The sequence below is a fragment of the Nonomuraea sp. NPDC003201 genome, from assembly GCF_053590415.1.
The window spans coordinates 1-20,208 of the sequence record NZ_JBSFTC010000213.1; the positions used below are offsets into that span (position 1 = coordinate 1).

Sequence of the window (20,208 nt, forward strand, 5' to 3'; positions counted from 1 at the left end):
CCGTCTGTCATGGCCGGTCGTGAAGGCTCACGGGCTGCTCGCCGTGACGACGCGCGTCCTTGACCGGCTCCGTGGTCAAGGACGCGCCACTCCCCGCCCCCACCCACCCGCCGCCCCGCACGCCCGCCTGGGGACCGCTCCCTTCGCCGCCTTGCCCCGTTCTGGGCGCCGGGTCGGTGAGATGGTGTGCGGCGTAGCTCGGCGCAATGCGTGCGGTGCGCAACCCGGCCAGGCGCTTGGGCGTAGGGACCTGTGCGCGAGATCGACGGTTTCGCCTTCAGTGGACTGAGCGGTGGCGTTAGAAGAGGTTTGGGAGGTCGGGGAGGAGGAAGCGGCGGTTGGGGTCGTAGTCGGAGGTGAGGTCTTCGGTGCGGTGGAATCCGCCGTTGGGGAGGTTCTCCACCAGGAGGTAGAGAAGGGATGACATGGTGGTGCCGCAGACGATCTCGCCGCTCTCGATGAGCTTGCGGACGCGCGAGGCGTGCACCCACTCCACCCGCTCCGCCTCGTACGGGTCCGACGGCGGGCCGATGCGGGTGGCCGAGTCGGCGCGGTAGATGTGGTGCAGGCTGTCGGTGAAGCCGTTGGTCGGCTGGATCGACAGTAGCGGGCGCAGGGGGCCGGGACGCCAGCCCGTCTCCTCCTCGACCTCGCGCGCGGCCGCCGCCTGAGGCATCTCGCCCTCGTCCACCTGGCCCAGCGGGATCTCCCAGCCCCACGTGTCGGTGATGAAGCGATGCCGCCAGATCAGCAGCACCCGGTCCTGGTCGTCGGTGACGACCGCCCCCGCGCCGGGGGCGATGCGTACGAGCCGATGATCGAGGCGGCGCCCGTCGGGCAGCTCCACATCCGCCACCCGGATGTCCAGCCACGGGTCCGCGTACAGCGACCTCTCGGAGTGGACCTGCCACCGCATGCGATCAACCCCCACACCGAGGCGAAATGTTGACCCTACGTTACAAGCCGGAACGCTCCGTGGGCGAGGTTGCCGATCACTTCCGCAGTTCGATGTCGAGCGCCAGAGGCGACGTGTGGATGTCGTACGTACGGAAGCGCGTCCGCGCGATGAAGTCCTCGAACTCCGGCTCGGTGTACGCCCGCCGAGGCAGGAAGGACCGCAGGGCGAACCTCGTGAAGAGCCTGGACAGGCCGCTGATCCCCATCCGGGCCACGTCGGCGTCCACGGCCTCCTTGGACACGTCCCTGCGCAGGTCGATGACGAGGGCGTGGCCGCCGGGCCGCAGCACCCGGTGCATCTCGTGGAGCGCCCCGACGGGGTCGGAGAAGTTCTTGAACGCGGCGCAGCAGACGACGAAGTCGAAGCTCCCGTCCCCGAAAGGCATCGCGGAGGCGTTCCCGCGGCGGAAGTCCACCCGGACCCCGGCCTCGGCGGCCTTCGCGCGGGCGATCTCGACGAACGTCTGGCTGATGTCGAGCCCCGTGACCGTGTAGTCGCCGGTCCCGGCCAGGGCGATCGACAGGTTGCCGGGTCCGGGGGCCACCTCCAAGACCTCGCTGCCCGGTTCGGCCAGCTCGCGCACGCGTTCGACCTGGTCGGAGAACCGGTCGGGCGACCTGTCGTTGCTCGCGGCGTACCAGCGGGCGATCGCGCCCTCCATGCCGACGCCCTTGTATCCCTTGTCAGTCATAGAAACACGATATGTCGCGTCTTGGAGAAGTCAAGATATATCGCGGCAACGCCGTCGGCGAACATGAGGGCGGCGTGTCGCGCGAGAAAGTGGAGATTCGCCCCGATACGGTAGGCGGATCGCGTGGGGAGACCGGGCAAGTCGGCACGATCTGTCCCTGTGGTCTGGTGGAATCTAGTGCTGTGAGTGGTCAGACCTGGCGGTTGGTGCGACGCGGCAACAGTGGACCTGTTGCGCCCCCTGTGCTCGATGAGCACCAGCGTGCCGTGGTCGCCCACCGGAGCGGCCCGCTGCTCGTCCTCGCAGGTCCGGGCACCGGCAAGACCACCACGATAGTCGAGAGCATCGTCGACAGGATCGAGCGCCGCGGCGTCGACCCCGAGCGCGTGCTCATCCTCACCTTCAGCCGCAAGGCCGCCGAGGAGCTGCGCCAGCGGGTCACCGCCCGCCTGCGCCGCACCACCCGCACGCCGCTGGCCCTCACCTTCCACTCCTACGCGTACACGCTCCTGCGCCGCGAGGCCGTGCTCGAGGGCAAGGCCCCGCCGCGCCTGCTGACCGGCCCCGAGCAGCTCCTGGAGATCCGGCGGCTGCTCCACGGCGAGCTGGAGAGCGGCGCGCTCGACTGGCCGGTGTCGCTGCGCGAGCCGCTCAAGACGCGGGGTTTCGCCGAGGAGCTGCGCGACTTCCTGTCCAGGGCCAGCGAGCGCGGGCTCGACCCCGAGCGGCTGATCGCCCTCGGCAGGCTGCACGGCAGGAGCGACTGGGCGGCGGCGGGCAGGTTCGCCGAGCGCTACCAGGACAGGTTCGACCTCGACCCGGAGGAGACCTACGACTACGCCGAGCTGATCGGCGCCGCCTCGGCGTTACTGGCCCGGCCGGAGGTGCGCGAGCGGGAGCGTGCGGCGCACGACGTGGTGTTCGTGGACGAATACCAGGACACCGACCCGGCACAGGAGTTCCTGCTGGCCCAGCTCGCCGGCGACGGGGCCGACCTGGTCGCCGTCGGCGACCCCGACCAGTCGATCTACGGCTTCAGGGGCGCCGACGTGCAGGGCATCATGAAGTTCCCCGAGCGGTTCAAGAGCAGGGACGGCCGCGAGGCGCCGGTGCTGGCGCTGCGGGTGTGCCGCAGGAGCGGGGCCGACCTGCTGGAGGCCTCCCGCCGGTTGGCGGCCCGGCTGCCGGTGGCGCCCATGCCCGACCACGCGTACGGGCACGAGCACGACCACCGCGACCTGGCGCCGCTGCCCGACGCGGACGCCGGCGACGCGCGGGTGCTGCTGGCCGACAGCACCAGCCAGGAGGCGGCGATCGTGGCCGACACCCTGCGGCGCGCGCACCTGATCGACGGGGTGCCGTGGCACCGGATGGCGGTGCTGGTCCGCTCGGCCAAGCGCCAGGTGCCGCTGCTGCGCCGGGCGCTGGTCAACGCGGGCGTGCCGACGATGATCGCGGGCGACGAGGTGCCGATCGCGCAGGAGCCCGGCGTGCGGCCGCTGCTCACCATGCTCCGCGTGGCCATGGACCCCGCCCAGCTCGACGAGGGTGTGGCCGAGGAGCTGCTGACGGGGCCGCTCGGCGGCACGGACATGATCGGCGTACGCCGCCTCCGCCGCGCACTCAAGATCGCCGAGAACGAGGCGGAGGGCACGCGCTCGTCCGGCGAGCTGCTGGTCGCGGCCGTGCAGGACGTCAGGGAGCTCATCCGCGTCGAAGACCACGTCGCCGTCCCCGCCGAGCGCGTGGCCAAGCTCCTGGCCGCCGCCCGCGAGGCCGCGCAGCAGGAGGGGACGGCGGAGGACCTCCTGTGGGCCGTGTGGCACGCCAGCGGCCTGGCCGGGCGCTGGACCGAGCAGAGCCTGCAGGGCGGCCCCAGGGGCGCGCAGGCCGACCGCGACCTCGACGCCGTGGTGGCCCTGTTCGACCACGCGGCCCGGTTCGTGGACCGGATGCCCAAGGCGGGCCCCGAGGTGTTCATCGACGACCTGGCCGCCCAGGAGATCCCCGGCGACACGCTGGCCGACCGGGCCCCCGACGGCGACGCCGTACGCGTGCTGACCGCCCACCGCTCCAAGGGCCTCGAATGGGACGTCGTGGTCGTCGCGGGCGTGCAGGAGGGCGTCTGGCCGGACCTGCGGCTGCGCGGGTCGCTGCTCGGCGTGGAAGACCTCGTCGAGGTGGTCGAGGGCACCAAGCCCAACGCCGCCTCGCTGGTCTCCAAGCTGCTGGCCGAGGAGCGCAGGCTGTTCTACGTGGCCGCCACCAGGGCCAGGCGCAGGCTGGTGGTGACCGCGGTGGGCGGCGAGGACACCGACGAGCGCCCGTCCAGGTTCCTGTCGGAGCTGATGCCGGGAGCGGTGGAGTCGGCCACGGTGGACGACCGGGCCCGCTGGCTGAACATGTCCGCCCTGGTGGCCGACCTGCGCAGCGCGGTGACCGACCCCACCAAGCCCAGGAAGATGCGGCAGAAGGCGGCCAGGCAGCTCGCCCGCCTCGCCGCCGCGGGCGTCCAGGGGGCCCACCCCAACGACTGGTACGCCCTCACGCCCATCTCCGACGACCGCCCGCTGAGCTGGCCCGACGACGTCGTCAGCATCTCTCCCTCGGCGGTCGAGAGCTTCACCAAGTGCGGCCTGCGCTGGCTGCTGGAGACGGCCGTCGGCGCCGCGGGCACCAGCACCGCCCAGGGCCTGGGCAACATCATCCACGCCCTGGCCGTCCTGGCGGCCACCGACCTGCCCAGCGAGGACCTCCTGGGCGACCGCCTCGACCAGGTCTGGAACGACCTCGACTTCGGCGGCGTCTGGTACAACCGCAAGCAGCGCCAGGTCGCCGAGCAGATGATCGGCAAGTTCCTGCGCTGGCACAAGGAGAATCCGCGCGAGCTGGTGGCCCTGGAGGAGGCGTTCACGGCGATGGTCACCGAGGGCGTCCAGATCAAGGGCCGCGTCGACCGGGTCGAGCGCGACTCCGACAACCGCGCCGTGATCATCGACCTCAAGACCGGCGGCTCCAAGCCCAAGGCCGGCGACCTCGACCGCCACCCCCAGCTCGGCGTCTACCAGCTCGCCGCGCTGCTCGGGGCCTTCGCGCGCCACGGCATGACCGAGCCGGGCGGCGCCGCGCTCGTCCAGGTCGGCAAGGCGGCGGGCAAGAACGACGCGCTGGAGCAGGCGCAGCCCCCGCTGGCCGACGACAAGGACCCGGGCTGGGCCAAGGACCTCGTCGACACGGTGGCGACCGGCATGTCGGGCCCGTTCTTCCAGGCCAAGGTCAACGACGGCTGCCGCACGTGCGCGGCCAGGGCGAGCTGCCCGGTCAACGACAACGGGGGCCAGGTGTGCTGACCCCCGCCGAACTCGCCGGCAAGCTCGGCATCCTGCCCCCCACCCGTGAGCAGGCCACGGTCATCGAGTCCCCGCTGGAGCCCATGGTCGTCATGGCCGGCGCGGGCTCGGGCAAGAGCGAGACCATGGCCGGTCGCGTGGTCTGGCTGGTCGCCAACGGCCTGGTCAAACCGGAAAACGTGCTGGGCCTGACCTTCACCCGCAAGGCCGCCGCCGAGCTGGCCAACCGGGTCAGGGAGCGGCTGAACGGCCTGGCCGAGGCGGGCCTCGTGGAGCCGGGCGCGCTCGACAACGAGCCGACCGTGTCCACCTACCACGCCTACGCCGCCCGCCTGGTCACCGACCACGCCCTGCGCGAAGGGCTGGAGCCCACCATGCGCCTGGTCACGCCGGCGGTGTCGTGGCAGCTCGCGTCGCGGGTGGTGGCGATGTACGACGGGCCGATGGACCGGATCGAGCTGGGCCCGCCGTCGGTCACCGCCGCGGTGCTGGAGCTGGCCGGCGAGCTGTCGGAGCACCTGCGCTCGGCCGGCGACGTGCGGCGGATGGGGGAGTGGCTGCGGGGCAGGCTCGACCTCCTGCCCGGCCGGACGACCGTGGCCCAGCGCAAGCCGCTCGGCGTCCAGTCCGCCAGGGAGCAGCTGCTGCCGATGGTGGAGGCGTACGAGCGGCTCAAGCGCGGCCGGGAGGTCATCGACTACGGCGACCAGATGTCGCTGGCCGCCAGGATCGCCGCCAACCACAAGGAGGTCGGCGAGATCGAGCGCGCCCGCTACTCCGTGGTCCTGCTCGACGAATACCAGGACACCAGCCACGCCCAGCTCGTCCTGCTGCGCTCCCTTTACGGCGGCGGCCACCCGGTCACCGCCGTGGGCGACCCCTGCCAGTCCATCTACGGCTGGCGCGGCGCCTCCGCGGGCAACCTCCGCCGCTTCCCCCAGGACTTCCGCGACAGCTCCGGCGACCCCGCCGAGGTCCGCCAGCTCAGCGTCAGCTTCCGCAACGGCGACCGGGTGCTCGACGTCGCCGCCCGCGTCCAGCTCCCGCTGCGCATGGAGGCCCGCGAGGTGCCGGTCCTGGTCCCGGGCCCCAACCGGGTCGACCGCGGCCGGGTCACCTGCGCCTTCCACGAGACGGCCGAGGACGAGGCGAAGTGGGTCGCCGACGGCATCGCCAGGATCCTCGGTACGGAGACGGCGCCCGACGGCCTGCCGTGGGGCGAGAAGGAGCGCAAGAAGACGCTCGCCGTGCAGCCCCAGGACGTCGCGATCCTGGCGCGCAAGCGCTCGCAGTTCCCCGCGCTGCGCAGGGCGCTGGAGGAGCGCGACATCCCGGTCGAGGTGGTCGGTCTCGGCGGCCTGCTGACCGTGCCCGAGGTGACCGACATCGTGGCCACCCTGCGCGTCCTGTACGACGCGACGGCCGGCGACGCGCTGGCCAGGCTGCTGGCCGGGCCCCGCTGGCGGATCGGGCCCGCCGACCTGCGGGTGCTGGGCGAGCACGCCAGGCTGCTGGCCCGCGAGCTGAGCGAGAGCGGCCGGGAGGAGGACCCGCTCGACCAGGTGGTGGCCGACCTGGCCGAGGAGCGCGGCAGCCTGGTGGACGCGCTGGACGAGCTGCCCGACCGGGAGGAGTGGCTGGCGGCGTTCTCGCCGCTGGCCCGCACCAGGCTGGTGGCGCTCGCCCAGGAGCTGCGCCGGCTCAGGGCGCACACCGCGCAGCCGCTCCCCGACCTGATCAGCGAGGTCGAGCGCACGATCGGCCTCGACGTCGAGGTGGCCGCGCGCAGCGGCACGACGAGCACGTTCGCGGCGCGGGCCGATCTCGACGCGTTCCTCGACGCCGCGTCCAGGTTCGCGGGCGACGCGGAAGACCCGACGCTGGGCGCGTTCCTGGCCTACCTCCAGGCGGCGGAGAGCGAGGAGTTCGGGCTGGAGGCGGGCCGGGTCGGCGACAGCAACAGCGTCAAGCTCATGACCGTGCACGCCTCCAAGGGTTTGGAGTGGCCGATCGTGGTCGTGCCGGGCCTGTCGCAGCTCGTCAGCTCGAAGGGGACGATCGCGACGGGCAGCATCTTCCCCGCCACGCCGGTCATGAACAGCCGCTGGACCGAAAACCCGCGCAAGCTCCCCTACCCGCTCCGCGGCGACGCCGCCGACCTGCCGAGGCTGAGCGGGCTGAGCAAGGAGGAGCTGGGCGCGTTCGACGAGCTCTGCCGCGAGCGCGACCTGATGGAGGAGCGCAGGCTGGCGTACGTGGCCGTGACCCGCGCCCACTACCACCTGATCGCCTCCGGCTACCGCTGGGGGAGCGCCACCAAGCCGCTGGAGCCGTCCGACTTCCTGCTGGAGATCCGCGACACCGCCGACCGCGTCTCGTTCTGGGCCGGCGACCTGGCCGACGGCGCCACCAACCCGCTGCTCGCCGAGCCCGCCGAGGCCATCTGGCCGGTCACGCCCGAGGGCCTGCGCTACGAGTCCGTGCTCGACGGCGCCCGCCTGGTCGAGGACGCCCTGGCCGGGGCGCTCGGCGACGACGAGGAGGACGACGAGCAGCTGCGGGCGTTCGAGGAGGAGCGGCTGCGGGCCTGGGAGCGCGACACCGAGCTGCTGCTGCGGGAGCGGGAGCTGCACCGGCGCCGGCCCGCCACGATCGTCGAGCTGCCGGTCAAGCTGACCGTGTCGTCGCTGGTCACGCTGGCCGGCGACCCGCGCGAGCTGGCCCGCAGGATCCGCCGCCCCGTCCCGGTCAAGCCCGCGCCGCTGGCGCGCCGGGGCACGTCGTTCCACAAGTGGCTGGAGACGCGGTGGGACCAGCAGCGCCTGATCGACGACCTCGAGCTGTACGACGAGGAGCTCGAAGAGGCGGATGTGCGCCTCGCCGAGCTGCAGGAGCGGTTCGAGCAGAGCGAGTGGGCCGATCGGCGGCCGGTCGATCTGGAGGTGCCGTTCGAGACCATGATCGCCGACCGGCTCGTGCGCGGGCGGATGGACGCGGTCTTCGAGCTGCCCGACGGCGGCTACGAGGTCGTCGACTGGAAGACCGGCGAGCCGCCCAGGGGGAAGAAGGCCACCAGGGTGGCGTCGGTGCAGTTGGCCGCGTACCGGCTGGCCTGGTCGCACCTGGCGGGGGTGCCGCTGGAGAAGGTGCGGGCGGCCTTCCACTTCGTACGCGCCAACCGCACCGTGCGCCCGGTCGACCTGCTCGACGCCGACGGCCTGGTCGCGCTCATCGAGGGGGTCAGGCTCGTAGATGGTGGAAAGCCGGCTTCGGATGCATGAGGAAGTCGTGGTGGGAGATGTTCCAGGCGTAGGCGCCGGCCATCTCGAAGACCACGGTGTCCCCGACGCGGGCCGAGGTCACGATTTTTCGGGAAAAAACGTCCTTTGGGGTGCATAGCTGGCCGACGAACGTGATCGGCTCGTCCGCCAGGCCCGGCCCCTTGCCCGTGGGCAGGATCGTGAACGGCTGGTCGTGGCCCTTGGTCGCCGGCGTCCGCAGGTGGTGGGTGCCGCCCAGCAGGATCGCGTACGCCTCGCCGCGCACCCGCTTCACGTCCACGACCCTGGTCACGTAATAGCCGCAGTACGCGGTCAGCGCCCGGCCGGGCTCGATCCGCAGGCGTCTCCCGCCCCGGACGGCCGCGAGGCCCGCCCCGTACGCCGCCCAGTCGAACCTGGACTCCGGTGCCGCGTAGGACACCGCCATGCCGCCGCCCAGGTTGACCTCCTCGTGCTCGTTGTCCAGCAGGGCCTTGGCGAGGGTCAGGAGCTGAGGGGCGTCCAGGCCGCTGGCCAGGTGGGTGTGCAGGCCGCGCAGGCGTACCCGCTCGGTGAACAGCGGCAGGCACTCCGCCACGCCCTGCTCGTCCATGCCGAACGGCCCGCTCATCGTGAGCGCGGCGCCCTCGACCGGCAGGTCGGGGTTGAGCCTGAGCAGCACGTCGGCTTCCAGGCCGGTGGCGAGGAGGCGGCGCAGCTCGTTCGGGGACTCGACGTGGATGCGGTGGTGCGGCAGGCGCAGCTCGGCGTCGGTCTTGCCGGGGCCCCCGAGCGCGACCGGCTTGCCCGGGAACAGCGTCGTGACGTGCTGGTGCTCGCCCGCCGACGACGCCTCGAACCCGTCCACGTGCCCGGCCAGCACGCGCAGCAGCTCGGCGTCCGGATTGGCCTTGACGGCGTAGTAGAGCTCGACCCCGCCGAGCGCCCGCCGTACGGAGGCGGCGTGCTCGTCCAGCGCGGGCAGGTCGTACAGGTAGGCGGGGGCCGCACCGAGGCGCAGCGCGGCGTCCTGGACGCGGTCGGTGATCATGCGAGCGGGTTCGCGATCGGGACGTAACCGGCGGCGCGGTCGGCCGCCCGCGCCCAGCGGACGCCCAGGTTCGCCTTGGCGGGCAGTGGCGCGCCGGCCAGCAGGTCCGACAGGGGCAGTGGCCGGCCGAGCTCGTCCGCCTGGCCGGCGAGCAGGTCGCGGGCGATCCGCCACAGCTCGCGCAGCAGCCCGTCGTCCGCTCCCGCGACGGTGGCGGCGATCTCGGTGAGGTGGTTGACGAGCAGGCAGTACACCACGCGGGCCCAGCCGCGCTCGGCGTCGTAGGTGAGGGCCGCGGCCACCTCGGGGTGCAGGCCGGCGAGGTCGTGGCGGCCGGCCACGAGCTTGGTGCCCTCCAGGTCACGGAAGACGGCCTCCGCGGGGAGCCCGTCCGCGTCCAGGCCGACCAGGACGTTCTGCAGGTGGGGCTCCAGAACGACGCCGTACGCGAAATACAGCTCCAGGACGGGCAGCGCGACCGCCGCCACGTACGCCCGCCACCAGGCGAGCGGGTCCTTGACCGGCGCGCCGAGGGCCAGCGCGGCGGCCAGCACCGGGGTCACGCCGGGGGAGCAGGCGGTCCAGGGGCTCTGCCGGACGATCACGCCGAGGTCCTCGTGGAGCCGGGTGCCGAGGGCCGCCGAGCGGTAGCCGGGCTCGGGGAGCCAGCGGGTGGCGGGGTGCCTGTTGGCGACCTCCTTGAGGATCGGGCCCAGGCGGGAGGTGAGCTCCACGGCGCCGGCCAGCTCGTACCAGGCGTTCTTGCGCACGCAGTTCGTGATCCGCACGTCCAGGGAGAACTTCAGGCACGCCTCCGCCCCGGGCGCGTACACGGTCCGCACGGACGAGGTCGGCAGGACCACCGGGCCCGGCCCCAGGTCGATCAGCTCGGCCCCGAACGCGGGCCTCAGCAGCTCCACCTGCCACGGGTGCGCCGGAAGCAGCCGGTAGCCGCGCGGCGCCTCCCCCATCGTGTCGAGCACCGACGCGTCGCCGCCCTCGGCCAGCACGTCCTCACGCACGCCGAGCAGCCGGACGGGGAACTCGGCGTGCGCCTCGGGTGCGTAGCGCAGCCAGCCGTCCCCGCCGCGCGCCTTGGGGCTGGGGTGGAAGGGATGGCCGAACACCAGCGCCTGCTCCGAGGCCAGCCACGGATCGGCGGGCGGGACGGCGTCCTCCCGAGCGCGCAGGATCATGGCCACCGCCTCGCGGCTGGCCGCCACCTGCTCGGCGAACTCGCCGTTCGCCCCGTGGAGGTCGGACTCGACCATCCGTACCAGCTCGCCGGTCGTCAGCGGCTGCCAGGCGCCCTCTTCCAGGCGCTCAGGGCGGCCGTCGAAGCGCAGCGCCGCGCCGCCGTGGGTGCGGACCCGCAGCAGCGTGCCCGCCACCCGCAGCAGCAGGTACGGCGGCGCGGGCCAGACCAGACCGCGCGGCCCGGCCACCTCCCGCACGCAGCAGCGCAGCAGGGCCGCCAGCGTCGCCTCCTCGGCTGTTTCCTCAGCCGGCGCAGAGGGCGCGTCGAGGGCCGGAGCGTGCATTCAAGCTCTCCTCAGGTAGTTGGGCCCGCTGGTGCCGTAGAACTTGTTGACGTCGCGGGCGCCGGAGCGTTCCTTCGCGACGAGCGTCCCAGCGGTGATCATGGACTTGCCGGTGAGCCTGGCCGCGTCCAGAGTCCTGGCGCGCAGGATCCTGGCCATGGGGTCCTCGCCGTACTCGTCGAGGGCCTCGGCCAGCGTGCCGCGCAGCAGCGCCGCGGCCTCGGCGTGCGGCATCGCCCCGAACGCCACGGCGGCGGCGGCCAGATGCAGCGTGATGGTCACGAACACGTCGGCCAGCGCGTGCGGATCGTCGTTCAGCATCCGCTCGTCGGCGAACGCGGGCACCTCGATCCCGGCCGCCCGCAGCCTCGCGGGTGAGGCCAGCAGCCCGTCGTTGTCCTTGACGAGCAGCCGCGTCCGGTCGCCTTGGCAGACGAGGGCGAGGTTCTGCTGGTGGGCTTCGAGGGCGACGCCGTAGCGCACGAAGAGCCGTACGTTCCAGCGCAGCAGCAGCCGCAGGTAGGCGGGGACGACGTCGCCCAGCTCGTCGAGCACCCCGGGCGCGCCCAGCGCGGCCACCGGCACGATCTTGCCCTCGGGCAGCCGCCTGACCATCCAGGCCAGGTACTCGTGCCCGGCGTGCGCGTGGACCTGCTCGTCGGCCAGCAGCACGTCCGGGCCGGCCAGCTCCCGGAGCAGCAGCTCGGCCCTCGCCCCGTCGCCCAGCGTGCCCGGCTTGATCGACCGTCTGTTCCGGGCGCCCAGGGTGCTGATGGGGAGGGGCAGCTTGAGATGGGTACGGGGGTCGATCTCGACGGTCCGCATGGACAGCGTGGGCCGCACGGTCAACCGCGCCTCGTCGAGCAGCCGTACCCCGTCGATCTTCCGCACCTCGCCGGCCGTCAGCGGGTGGACGGGGAACAGCACCTCGTCCGGCCCCACCTCCCACCCGCCCGCGTCGGCGGGGAAGCGCCCGGCGGAGCCCGGCGCGAGCGCCCGGCGGGGCACGGCAGCCCACCGCAGCTCGAACGAGGGCGCGAACTCCGGCGCGTACGCCAGCAGCTCCTCCTCCGACAGCCCCACCCGCGCCCGGGACGTCGGATAGACGGGATGGTCCACGAAGGCGGCCAGCGCCTCATAGGACGGCCCCCGCGCGAGCACCTCGCCGGCATGCGAGTCGTGCAGCTCCAGAGCGGTCAGGGCCGCCAGGCACTCCTCGAAGAAGGCCGCGACCCCCTCCGAGTCCGCCGGGTCCGCCACCTCCACCAGCGTCTCCAGCACCTGCTCCAGCCCGAGCCGCTCCTCCGACGCGACCACGAAGTCCTGGAACAGCCCGCCGGGCTCCAGGCGCACCCACCGGCCGTCCGCCAGAAGCAGCCCCGCGCCGTCCTTGGTCCGGCTGATCCGGGAGGACAGCGCGCCGTAGTCCTCGCGCAGCAACGCGTTCAGGACCCGGGCGGCCAGATAGGCCTCCCGATCGCTCATTCGACCACCCACGGCCGCGCGGTCCGGTAGGACTCGACGGCCGCGTCCACGGCGGCCCGGGAGGGCCCGACGGCACGTACGACGCCCAGATAGTCCCGGTTCGTGTGCGTGAGCGAGATGACGTCCCCGGCGGCTCGCAGCGGCCGGTGCCACAGCCGGACGTCCCCTTCGACGAAGGTCTCGGCCCCGGGGGCGTCCTTGACGGTTCCGGCCCGGTCGGCGACGAGGCTGACCGCACTCCCGTACGACGAAATTTCCGGAATGTCGGGCACGGCTTCCCCGAGATGCACCCGCAGGATCCACTCGAACAGCGGCACCCCGAGCACATCACCGAGCAGGAAGTCGCAATGGTCGCCGATCACCCGGTAGTTCACCTCGACGATCCGGGGCCCTCGCGGAGTGACCACGTACTCGGTGTGGCACGCCCCGAACCCGACTCCCAGCGCCCGCAGCGCCGCCAGCACGTGCTCGTGCGTCCCGTCCCGCGGCGCCCAGTCGAGCCGTTCCTCGATGAAGTACGGCAGCGCCCCCAGCGTCGTCTCGAACCCGCCGAGCACCCGCGTCCCGGACGCGTCCCCCAGCGTCTCCAGCGTCCGCAGCGGCCCTTCCAGGTACTCCTCGACGACCAGCGTCTCGCCCGGCCGCCGCTTCCTGACCAGGGCCACGGCGCCGGCCAGGTCGCGTTCGACGAGCATGACGTCCTCGCTGGCCACGCCCTCACGCGGTTTCAGCACGACCGGGTAGGGGAGGCGCTCGGGCACCGGATCGCCGGGGGCGAGCCGGATCGACCACACCTCCTCGACCCCGGCCTCGAGGAGCCTGCGGCGCGTCAGGAACTTGTTCTTGGCGGCCACGCAGGCCCGCCAGTCCTTCCCGGGCAGCCCGAAGTAGGCCGCCGCGAGCGCCGTCTCCGCCTGCAGGTGGTCCGAGTTGGTGAAGATCGCGTCCGGCCTGCCGAGGCTCTCGACGGCGTCGATGAGGGCCCGCGGGTCACGCACGTCGCACGCCACCGCGTACGGATGCCGCTCCGGCCGATCCGTCAGGACCGTGACCTCCAGCCCCAGCGCCTCGGCCGCGGGCAGGAAGCCGTCCGTCACGGAATCGGTTGTTTTGAGCGCGGTCAGGTAGAGCCGCAACGCGAAGGCACCCCCGAAGGATCAGGTAAGGCTAACCTAACTCATCGATCTTAGCCCGAGAGAGATCACCCCGGGGCCCGGATACCGTAATCGCCGGCTAACTGCGAGGTCATAGGATGACAGGGGATTTCGGGAGGGGACGGCCTGTGGAGACGACCGCGGAAGAGCAACTCATCGGGCCTCTGCTTCTGGCACGCGGCACCATCGACAGATCCTCGGCGCTGCGGGCCAACGAGCAGTGGCTGGAGCAGGCGTGGACCGATCCGTCGACCAGGGTGCTGGTGATCGACGACGGTCACACGCTGGTGCGGCGGTCGGGAGACACGGTGCAGGCGGTGCTCTACGCGCCGGCCGACGCGCCGCCGGGCGAGCGCTACCTGCTCGGGGTCGAGGACGGTGTGGCCTACTTCGCGGTGGCGGCGCCGCTGCCCAGCGGCCCCGGAGGCGACGTCAACGGGCGCCTGACAGTGCCCATGAGCCTGCGCGACACGCCCGAGGGCGAGCCGGTGGCGGCCGGGCTGCGCCAGGTCGGGGGCCTGCTCGGCGACCGCGACGCCGGCCTGCTGGTCTACGCCGTGGCGCTGGAGGCCTGGCACACGACCCACGAATACTGTCCGCGCTGCGGCACCCGCACCGACGTGCGGGCCGGCGGGCACATCCGCGTCTGTCCACAGGACGGCAGCCAGCACTTCCCCCGCGTCGACCCCGCGGTCATCATGCTGGTCCGCGACGAGGACGACCGCTGCCTGCTCGCCCGCGGCCCGCAGTGGCCGGAGGGGCGGCTGTCGATCTTGGCGGGGTTCGTGGAGCCGGGGGAGTCGCTGGAGCACGCCGTCGCCCGTGAGGTGGCGGAGGAGGTCGGCGTCACCGTCGTCCGCCCGCGCTATCTCGGCAGCCAGCCCTGGCCGTTCCCGCGCAGCCTCATGCTGGGCTTCTTCGCCGAGGCGATCTCGACCGAGCTCACGCCGGACGCCGAGGAGATCGCCGAGGCCCGCTGGTTCTCGCGCGAGGAGCTGGCGCGAGCGCTGGAGTCCGGCGAGCTGCGCCTGCCCCCGCCGGTGTCGATCGCCCGCCGCCTGATCGAGACCTGGTACGGCGGCGAGCTGACCGGCGACTGGTGATCAGGCGGCCCCGAGCAGGGCCTTGACCTCGAGAGCTGAAGGGTTCGTGCGCACGACGCGGCCGTCGGGGGTGTCGATCACCACGGTCGGCACCACCTGGTTGCCGTTGTTGACGCTCATCACGAACTCGGCCGCCGACGGGTCGCGCTCGATGTCGATGTCCTTGAAGCTGATGCCCTCACGCGTGAGCTGGGACTTGAGCCGCTTGCAGGGGCCGCACCAGGTGGTGCTGTAGACGGTGAGCGCCATGTCGGGAGATCCCTCCGGAGATCGGGAAAATAGGCGCTCCGTGCAACAACCGGACTGTGCAAGTTCATTCCTGAGGCGGGAGTGTCCCGCCTCAGGCGCTCAGCCGATGCGGTCGGCGATCCAGGCCTGCACCTGCTCGGCCACCCCGGGCTCGCGATAGAGCGGGTTGCTGTGGTTGATGCCCGGCTGGGTGATCACCGTCACGGGCACGCCCACCTGCCCCAGCATCGTCTTGAGCACCTGGCTCTGCAGCGGCGGCACGAACTCGTCCTTGGAGTGCACGGTCAGCATCGGCGCGTCCTTGCGGCTGGCGTGCCAGGCCACCTCCATGCTGGCCCAGACCCGCGAGCACTTGCCCTTGGGCGCGCAGCCTCCGGCCAGGCGGATGGCGGCCGTGCGGAGCTTGCGCTTGTTGGGGTCGTCGGACTTCTCGCCGTCGGAGTAGGCGCGCAGCGGCGAGATGATCGGAGACAGACCCACGACGCCCTTGAGGCCGGAGATGCCGTCGCCGTACGTGCCCACGGCCGCCGCGATGTGGCCGCCGGCGGAGAAGCCCACCACCACGTAGTTGCTCGGGTCGAACGCCCACCGCTCGGCGTGCTTGCGGGCCAGCGCGATGGCGGCCAGCGCGTCTGAGCGCTGCGCGGGCCACGCCGCGTCGCCGGAGAGCCGGTAGTTGAGGTTGAAGACCGTGTAGCCCAGCTCGGCGTACTGGCGGACGATCTCCTTCATGTAGCGCTTGTCACCGCCCGACCACCAGCCGCCGTGGATCAGGAACACACCGGGGCGCTGCTGGCCGTCGGGCGTCCACCAGACGTCCATGGCTTGACGTGCCTGGGGGCCGTACGAGACGGTCTCGGAGGCGAAGTCGCCGAGCCCGTACTGGTCGACCACGTCGGTGGGGCCGGGCGTCGGCTCCTTGTTGGCGCTGGCGGCCACGGGTGTGAGCACGACGGCAGCGAGCGCGAGCACGCCCGCGAAAACCGCAGTTCGCACGGCCTTCCTTTCCCCCATGCAGATGGTCGGACCCATTGTGAGGGAAGAGACCGGTTCTTTGCATCTGGTGGCTATGAACATACGTCGGCCCGCATGTTGCCAGAATAAAGAGGCTGTCCGCTACACCTGCGAGGATGAACGGGTGAACAATATGGATGACGTCCTGGCCGGTCTCGACCCCGAGCAGCGCGCGGTGGCCGAGGCCGTGCGCGGTCCGGTGTGTGTGCTGGCCGGCGCGGGCACCGGCAAGACCAGGGCGATCACCCATCGCATCGCGCACGCGGTCCGCAGCGGGGTGGTCGACGCGCAGAGCGTGCTCGCTGTGACGTTCACCACTCGGGCGGCGGGGGAGCTGCGCCAGCGGCTGCGCGCGCTCGGGGCGCCCGGCGTGCAGGCCCGCACGTTCCACGCGGCAGCGCTGCGGCAGCTCACCTACTTCTGGCCGAGGGTCATCGGCGGCGAGGCGCCCTCGGTGATCGAGTCCAAGCTTCCGGTGCTGGCGGAGGCCTGCCGCCAGGTCCGGAAAACTCCGGACCGGTCCGAGTTGCGGGACATCGCGGCCGAGCTCGAGTGGGCCAAGGTCACCCAGATCGGGCCGGAGGACTACGTGACGGCCGCGGTGAAATACCACCGCACGCCGCCGGTCCCGCCGGAGGAGGTCGCTCGCCTTTATGAGGCGTACGAGCAGATCAGGCGCGAACGCCACCTGGTCGACTTCGAGACCATCCTCGAGCTGACCGCCGCCGTGATGACCGAGCACAAGGAGGTCGCGGGGCAGATCCGCCAGCAGTACCGCTACTTCGTGGTGGACGAGTACCAGGACGTCAACCCGCTGCAGAAGCTCCTGCTCGACACCTGGCTCGGGGGCCGCGACGACCTCTGCGTGGTCGGCGACCCCAACCAGACGATTTACTCCTTCACCGGCGCCACCCCGCGCTACCTGACGGGCTTCGCGGTCGAGCATCCCGACGCCGCCGTCATCAAGCTGGTGCGCGACTACCGTTCGACCCCGCAGGTGGTCGAGCTGGCCAACCGGCTGATCGTCAGATCTCCGCACCGGCTCGACCTGGTGGCCCAGCGCCCCGACGGCCCCAAGCCGTCGATCTCCGACTACGACGACGAGCCGGCCGAGGCGGCGGGTGCGGCCCGCGCGATCAGGAAGCTGATGGACAAGGGCGTGCCATCGCGGGAGATCGCGATCCTGTTCCGCGTCAACTCGCAGTCGGAGGCGTACGAGGAGGCCCTGTCCAAGGCCGAGATCCCGTACGTGCTGCGCGGCGCCGAGCGCTTCTTCGACCGCCCGGAGGTCCGGCAGGCGGTCGTCCTCCTGCGCGGCGCGGCCCGCGCCTATGCCGGGGAGCCGCTGGCCGCCGAGGTCCACCACATCCTGACCGGCGTCGGCCTGACCCCGTCCCCGCCGGGCGGCGGCAAGGCCAGGGAGAAGTGGGAGTCCCTGAAGGCGCTGGCGGACCTGGCGGAGGACATGGCGGCCGAGGGCGGCGACCTGCCCGCGTTCGTGGCCGAGCTGGAGCGCCGGGCCTCCGAGCAGCACGCCCCGCCCGTGGAGGGCGTCACCCTGGCCTCGCTCCACGCCGCCAAGGGCCTGGAGTGGGACGCCGTCTTCCTGGTCGGCCTGACCGACGGCATGCTCCCCATCATCTACGCCGAGTCCCCGGAGCAGATCGAGGAGGAGCGCCGCCTCCTCTACGTGGGCGTCACCCGAGCCCGGGAGCACCTCTCCCTCTCCTGGGCCGGCGCCCGCGCCCCCGGCGCCCGCAGGACCCGCCGTCCCTCCCGTTTCCTCGACGGTCTCGGCTCCCGCACCTCCTCGTCGTCCCCACCCCGCGTCTCGACCGCCCCCCGCGAACGGCGTGCGGTGGCGGCGCCGGTGAGCTGCCGGGTGTGCGCGAAGACGCTGGTGGCGGCCGCTGAGCAGAAGCTGGGGCGGTGCTCCACGTGCCCGGCGGACTACGACGAGGCCCTCCTCGAACGCCTGAAGGCCTGGCGCACCGCCACCGCCAAGGAGGCCAAGGTCCCGCCGTACGTCGTCTTCACGGACGTGACCCTCCAGGCCATCGCGGAGCGCGCGCCTTCCACGGAGCAGGAGCTGCTGTCGATAGCGGGCATCGGCAAGATCAAAGTGGACCGGTACGGCGAGGCCGTCCTGTCTCTCTGTCGCGCCGACTGACAGCCCCGCTTTAGTCCCATATAAGGGGCACGTCAGACTTGTCCCCAACACCCGAGAGCCCAAGGGGGACGAATACGTGAACGAGGCGCTGAAGGAGCTGCTGGATCTGCTCGACCTGGAGCAGATCGAGCTCGACATCTTCCGGGGACGGAGCCCGGAGGAACGTATCCAGCGCGTCTTCGGTGGTCAGGTGGCGGCCCAGGCCCTCGTGGCGGCCGGCCGTACGGTGCCGAAGGACCGTCACGTCCACTCTCTGCACGCCTACTTCATCCGGCCGGGCGACCCCTCCATCCCGATCATCTACAACGTCGACCGCCTCCGCGACGGCCGTTCGTTCACCACCCGCAGGATCGTCGCCGTCCAGCACGGCAAGGCGATCTTCACGATGTCGGCGTCGTTCCACATCGCCGAGGAGGGTGTGACGCATCAGGCGTCCGTCATGCCGCAGGTGCCCGACCCCGAGACGCTCCCCACGTTCCGGGAGCGGATGTTCGAGGCGGTCGGCGATCACCCCGAGCTCCGCGAGTGGTTCTCGCGCCCCCGCCCGGTGGACGCCAGGTACGTCTCGCCGCTCACCTGGGAGGCGTTCAAGAACCCCGACCTGCGCAGCGCCGAGACCAACGTGTGGTTCCGCTATCACGCGGACCTGCCCGACGACCCGCTCCTGCACGTGGTGCTGGCCGCGTACGCGTCCGACTTCACGCTGGTCGACACGATCCTGCTGGCCCACGGCATGGCCTGGGGCGCCTCCAACGTCTCCGGCGCCTCGCTGGACCACGCCATGTGGTTCCACCGTCCCTTCAGGGCCGACGACTGGTTGCTCTATGCTCAGGAATCCCCCTGGTCGGGGGGAGCTCGGGGACTCGCACGCGGCGAGATGTTCACTGCCTCGGGGGAGCTCGTGGTCTCGGTCGTCCAAGAGGCCATGATCCGCCTGACGAAATAGTGCCGACACGCCGCGTGCAATAGGCCGCCAGGCGCGGTCAATGTAACAAAATCGCAGGTAGAAAATATGTTGCCCCTTCCCGGGTTCCCGGTTTAGGGTCATGGTCAAGCGAGTCGGACACTACTGTTCCGACGATCCAGAGGGTGGAGGTGAGTCACCGTGATCAGCATTCAGATGGCAGCTACGCAGTGGCTCGCTTCCGCATGCCGTAACTCGGTGAGACTCGTTGACGGTCCCACCAAGCTGCGGCAGGAGAAGTCTGCCCGTAGCCAGGCCGCCGCCCACCGCGCGCGCGCCCACTTTGGCGCTGCCACGCCAGCTGCTCCTGTCTACACCGCACGTATCGAACTGCCGGCTTACCAGCTCACCAATGGTGGACTGTGGGGTCCGCAACCCTGGAGGGATACACCGGTCATAACCTGACCGGCGTACAGCCCCCAGGCCGCGGATCCTCAGACGGATCCGCGGCCTTACTTATTTGTCCGTGATTCCCGACCACCTACGAGGTGCCCGACCAAGATCAAAAAGATCTGAACAAAAGGAGAAAGCAGATGGGGGCGAAGACGATCATGGACCTGATCGACGAAGCCAAGATCCCCTGCCGTACCGACCCTGACCTGTGGTTCGCCGAGTCGCCGGAGGACGTCGAGTTCGCCAAGGCTCTCTGCGGCGGCTGCCCGATCCAGAAGGCCTGCCTGGCCCGCGCGCTCGAGCGCGAGGAGCCGTGGGGCGTCTGGGGCGGCGAACTCATCCTCAGGGGAGCGATCGTTCCCCGTAAGCGTCCGCGCGGGCGTCCCCGCAAGCACCCGGTCGCTGCCTGAACACCGCACCTTCAACCAGAAAGCGAACAAACCAATGAGCACTCAGATCACGAGGAGCCGAGCAGTGCCGGATCTCATCCATGACCTGGTGAGTGACCGAATACAAACCCTCCACCGCGAGGCGGAGGAGCAACGCCTCATCGCGCGCGTCACCCGTGTGCAGCGTGCGCGGCGCAAGGTCCAGCGGGCGAACGACCGCCTCCGCGAAGCCTTGACCCGCCAGATCTGACCGGGGAGATCCTGCCGCCGGCGCAGGATCTCCCCGCAGATCCTTTTGCAGAGAGCCGGGCGCCCGAAGCGCCCGGCTCTCCGCGCATAGCTACGCCCCCCGAACCTCGCCGCCCGGACCCCGGACCCCGGACCCCGGACCCCGGACCCCGGACCCCGGACCCCGGACCCCGGACCCCGGCCCCCG

Annotated in this window: 15 protein-coding genes; 7 read left to right on the forward strand and 8 right to left on the reverse strand. The window is 71.7% G+C overall.

Features of this window, described 5'->3' with window-relative positions:
* Positions 1–298: 298 nt before the first annotated feature.
* Together ACWDX9_RS43950 and ACWDX9_RS43955 are read right to left on the reverse strand one after the other, a co-directional pair.
* Complete coding sequence (locus tag ACWDX9_RS43950) at positions 299–916, reverse strand: NUDIX domain-containing protein (RefSeq protein WP_449965655.1); 618 nt, start codon at positions 914–916, stop codon at positions 299–301.
* Positions 917–992: 76 nt separating this feature from the next.
* The gene (locus tag ACWDX9_RS43955) at positions 993–1,649 is read right to left on the reverse strand and encodes a methyltransferase domain-containing protein (RefSeq protein ID WP_449965658.1); all 657 of its coding nucleotides are present in this window, start codon (positions 1,647–1,649) and stop codon (positions 993–995) included.
* A gap of 242 nt (positions 1,650–1,891) precedes the next feature.
* On the opposite strand from ACWDX9_RS43955, the gene ACWDX9_RS43960 reads away from it, so the two are divergent.
* A complete protein-coding gene (locus tag ACWDX9_RS43960; protein WP_449965660.1) occupies positions 1,892–4,999 on the forward strand; it encodes an ATP-dependent helicase in 3,108 nt (1,035 codons plus the stop codon).
* Positions 4,993–8,280 carry an ATP-dependent helicase gene (locus ACWDX9_RS43965; RefSeq protein ID WP_449965662.1) on the forward strand — a complete coding sequence of 1,096 codons (3,288 nt, stop codon included), beginning with the start codon at positions 4,993–4,995 and terminating at the stop codon, positions 8,278–8,280. The genes ACWDX9_RS43960 and ACWDX9_RS43965 overlap by 7 nt, the downstream gene beginning before the upstream one ends.
* On the opposite strand, the gene ACWDX9_RS43970 is transcribed toward ACWDX9_RS43965, so the two are convergent.
* From ACWDX9_RS43970 to ACWDX9_RS43985, 4 genes are read right to left on the reverse strand one after another with little or no spacing between them, the layout of a single operon-like run.
* On the reverse strand, positions 8,240–9,310 hold the full coding sequence (locus tag ACWDX9_RS43970) for a type III PLP-dependent enzyme (protein ID WP_449965665.1): 1,071 nt from the start codon (positions 9,308–9,310) through the stop codon (positions 8,240–8,242). The genes ACWDX9_RS43965 and ACWDX9_RS43970 overlap by 41 nt on opposite strands.
* Entirely contained in the window at positions 9,307–10,851 is a 1,545-nt protein-coding gene (locus ACWDX9_RS43975) for an IucA/IucC family protein (RefSeq protein ID WP_449965668.1), read from the reverse strand. The genes ACWDX9_RS43970 and ACWDX9_RS43975 overlap by 4 nt, the downstream gene beginning before the upstream one ends.
* Positions 10,852–12,336 carry an IucA/IucC family protein gene (locus tag ACWDX9_RS43980; RefSeq protein ID WP_449965670.1) on the reverse strand — a complete coding sequence of 495 codons (1,485 nt, stop codon included), beginning with the start codon at positions 12,334–12,336 and terminating at the stop codon, positions 10,852–10,854.
* A complete protein-coding gene (locus ACWDX9_RS43985) occupies positions 12,333–13,433 on the reverse strand; it encodes a siderophore biosynthesis protein (RefSeq protein WP_449965673.1) in 1,101 nt (366 codons plus the stop codon). The genes ACWDX9_RS43980 and ACWDX9_RS43985 overlap by 4 nt, the downstream gene beginning before the upstream one ends.
* A gap of 185 nt (positions 13,434–13,618) precedes the next feature.
* Between ACWDX9_RS43985 and nudC the strand changes: the two genes are divergently transcribed.
* Entirely contained in the window at positions 13,619–14,593 is a 975-nt protein-coding gene (gene nudC, locus ACWDX9_RS43990; protein WP_449965676.1) for an NAD(+) diphosphatase, read from the forward strand.
* On the opposite strand, the gene ACWDX9_RS43995 is transcribed toward nudC, so the two are convergent.
* Together ACWDX9_RS43995 and ACWDX9_RS44000 are read right to left on the reverse strand one after the other, a co-directional pair.
* Complete coding sequence (locus ACWDX9_RS43995) at positions 14,594–14,842, reverse strand: mycoredoxin (protein ID WP_185068413.1); 249 nt, start codon at positions 14,840–14,842, stop codon at positions 14,594–14,596.
* 99 nt (positions 14,843–14,941) lie between these two features.
* On the reverse strand, positions 14,942–15,838 hold the full coding sequence (locus ACWDX9_RS44000; RefSeq protein WP_449965679.1) for an alpha/beta hydrolase: 897 nt from the start codon (positions 15,836–15,838) through the stop codon (positions 14,942–14,944).
* A 151-nt stretch (positions 15,839–15,989) separates the two neighbouring features.
* Here ACWDX9_RS44000 and ACWDX9_RS44005 point away from each other — a divergent pair, with 151 nt between their 5' ends.
* The 4 genes from ACWDX9_RS44005 to ACWDX9_RS44020 all read left to right on the forward strand — a co-directional run bounded on the left by ACWDX9_RS44005 (position 15,990) and on the right by ACWDX9_RS44020 (position 20,022).
* Positions 15,990–18,026, forward strand: coding sequence for an ATP-dependent DNA helicase UvrD2 (locus tag ACWDX9_RS44005; RefSeq protein ID WP_449965685.1), 2,037 nt, complete (start codon positions 15,990–15,992; stop codon positions 18,024–18,026).
* A 76-nt stretch (positions 18,027–18,102) separates the two neighbouring features.
* Entirely contained in the window at positions 18,103–18,972 is an 870-nt protein-coding gene (gene tesB / locus ACWDX9_RS44010) for an acyl-CoA thioesterase II (protein WP_363971040.1), read from the forward strand.
* Positions 18,973–19,523: 551 nt separating this feature from the next.
* Positions 19,524–19,793: a WhiB family transcriptional regulator gene (locus ACWDX9_RS44015; protein WP_350725390.1), complete on the forward strand. Its 270-nt coding sequence runs from the start codon at positions 19,524–19,526 to the stop codon at positions 19,791–19,793.
* A gap of 64 nt (positions 19,794–19,857) precedes the next feature.
* Entirely contained in the window at positions 19,858–20,022 is a 165-nt protein-coding gene (locus ACWDX9_RS44020; protein WP_449965682.1) for a hypothetical protein, read from the forward strand.
* Positions 20,023–20,208 lie beyond the last annotated feature (186 nt).

Coding starts and splice junctions, on each gene's coding strand:
- ACWDX9_RS43975 (WP_449965668.1), bottom strand. CDS start 10,851: ATGCACGCTCCGGCCCTCGACGCGCCCTCTGCGCCGGCTGAGGAAACA.
- ACWDX9_RS43955 (WP_449965658.1), bottom strand. CDS start 1,649: ATGACTGACAAGGGATACAAGGGCGTCGGCATGGAGGGCGCGATCGCC.
- ACWDX9_RS44015 (WP_350725390.1), top strand. CDS start 19,524: ATGGGGGCGAAGACGATCATGGACCTGATCGACGAAGCCAAGATCCCC.
- ACWDX9_RS43950 (WP_449965655.1), bottom strand. CDS start 916: ATGCGGTGGCAGGTCCACTCCGAGAGGTCGCTGTACGCGGACCCGTGG.
- ACWDX9_RS44005 (WP_449965685.1), top strand. CDS start 15,990: ATGGATGACGTCCTGGCCGGTCTCGACCCCGAGCAGCGCGCGGTGGCC.
- ACWDX9_RS43970 (WP_449965665.1), bottom strand. CDS start 9,310: ATGATCACCGACCGCGTCCAGGACGCCGCGCTGCGCCTCGGTGCGGCC.
- ACWDX9_RS43995 (WP_185068413.1), bottom strand. CDS start 14,842: ATGGCGCTCACCGTCTACAGCACCACCTGGTGCGGCCCCTGCAAGCGG.
- ACWDX9_RS43980 (WP_449965670.1), bottom strand. CDS start 12,336: ATGAGCGATCGGGAGGCCTATCTGGCCGCCCGGGTCCTGAACGCGTTG.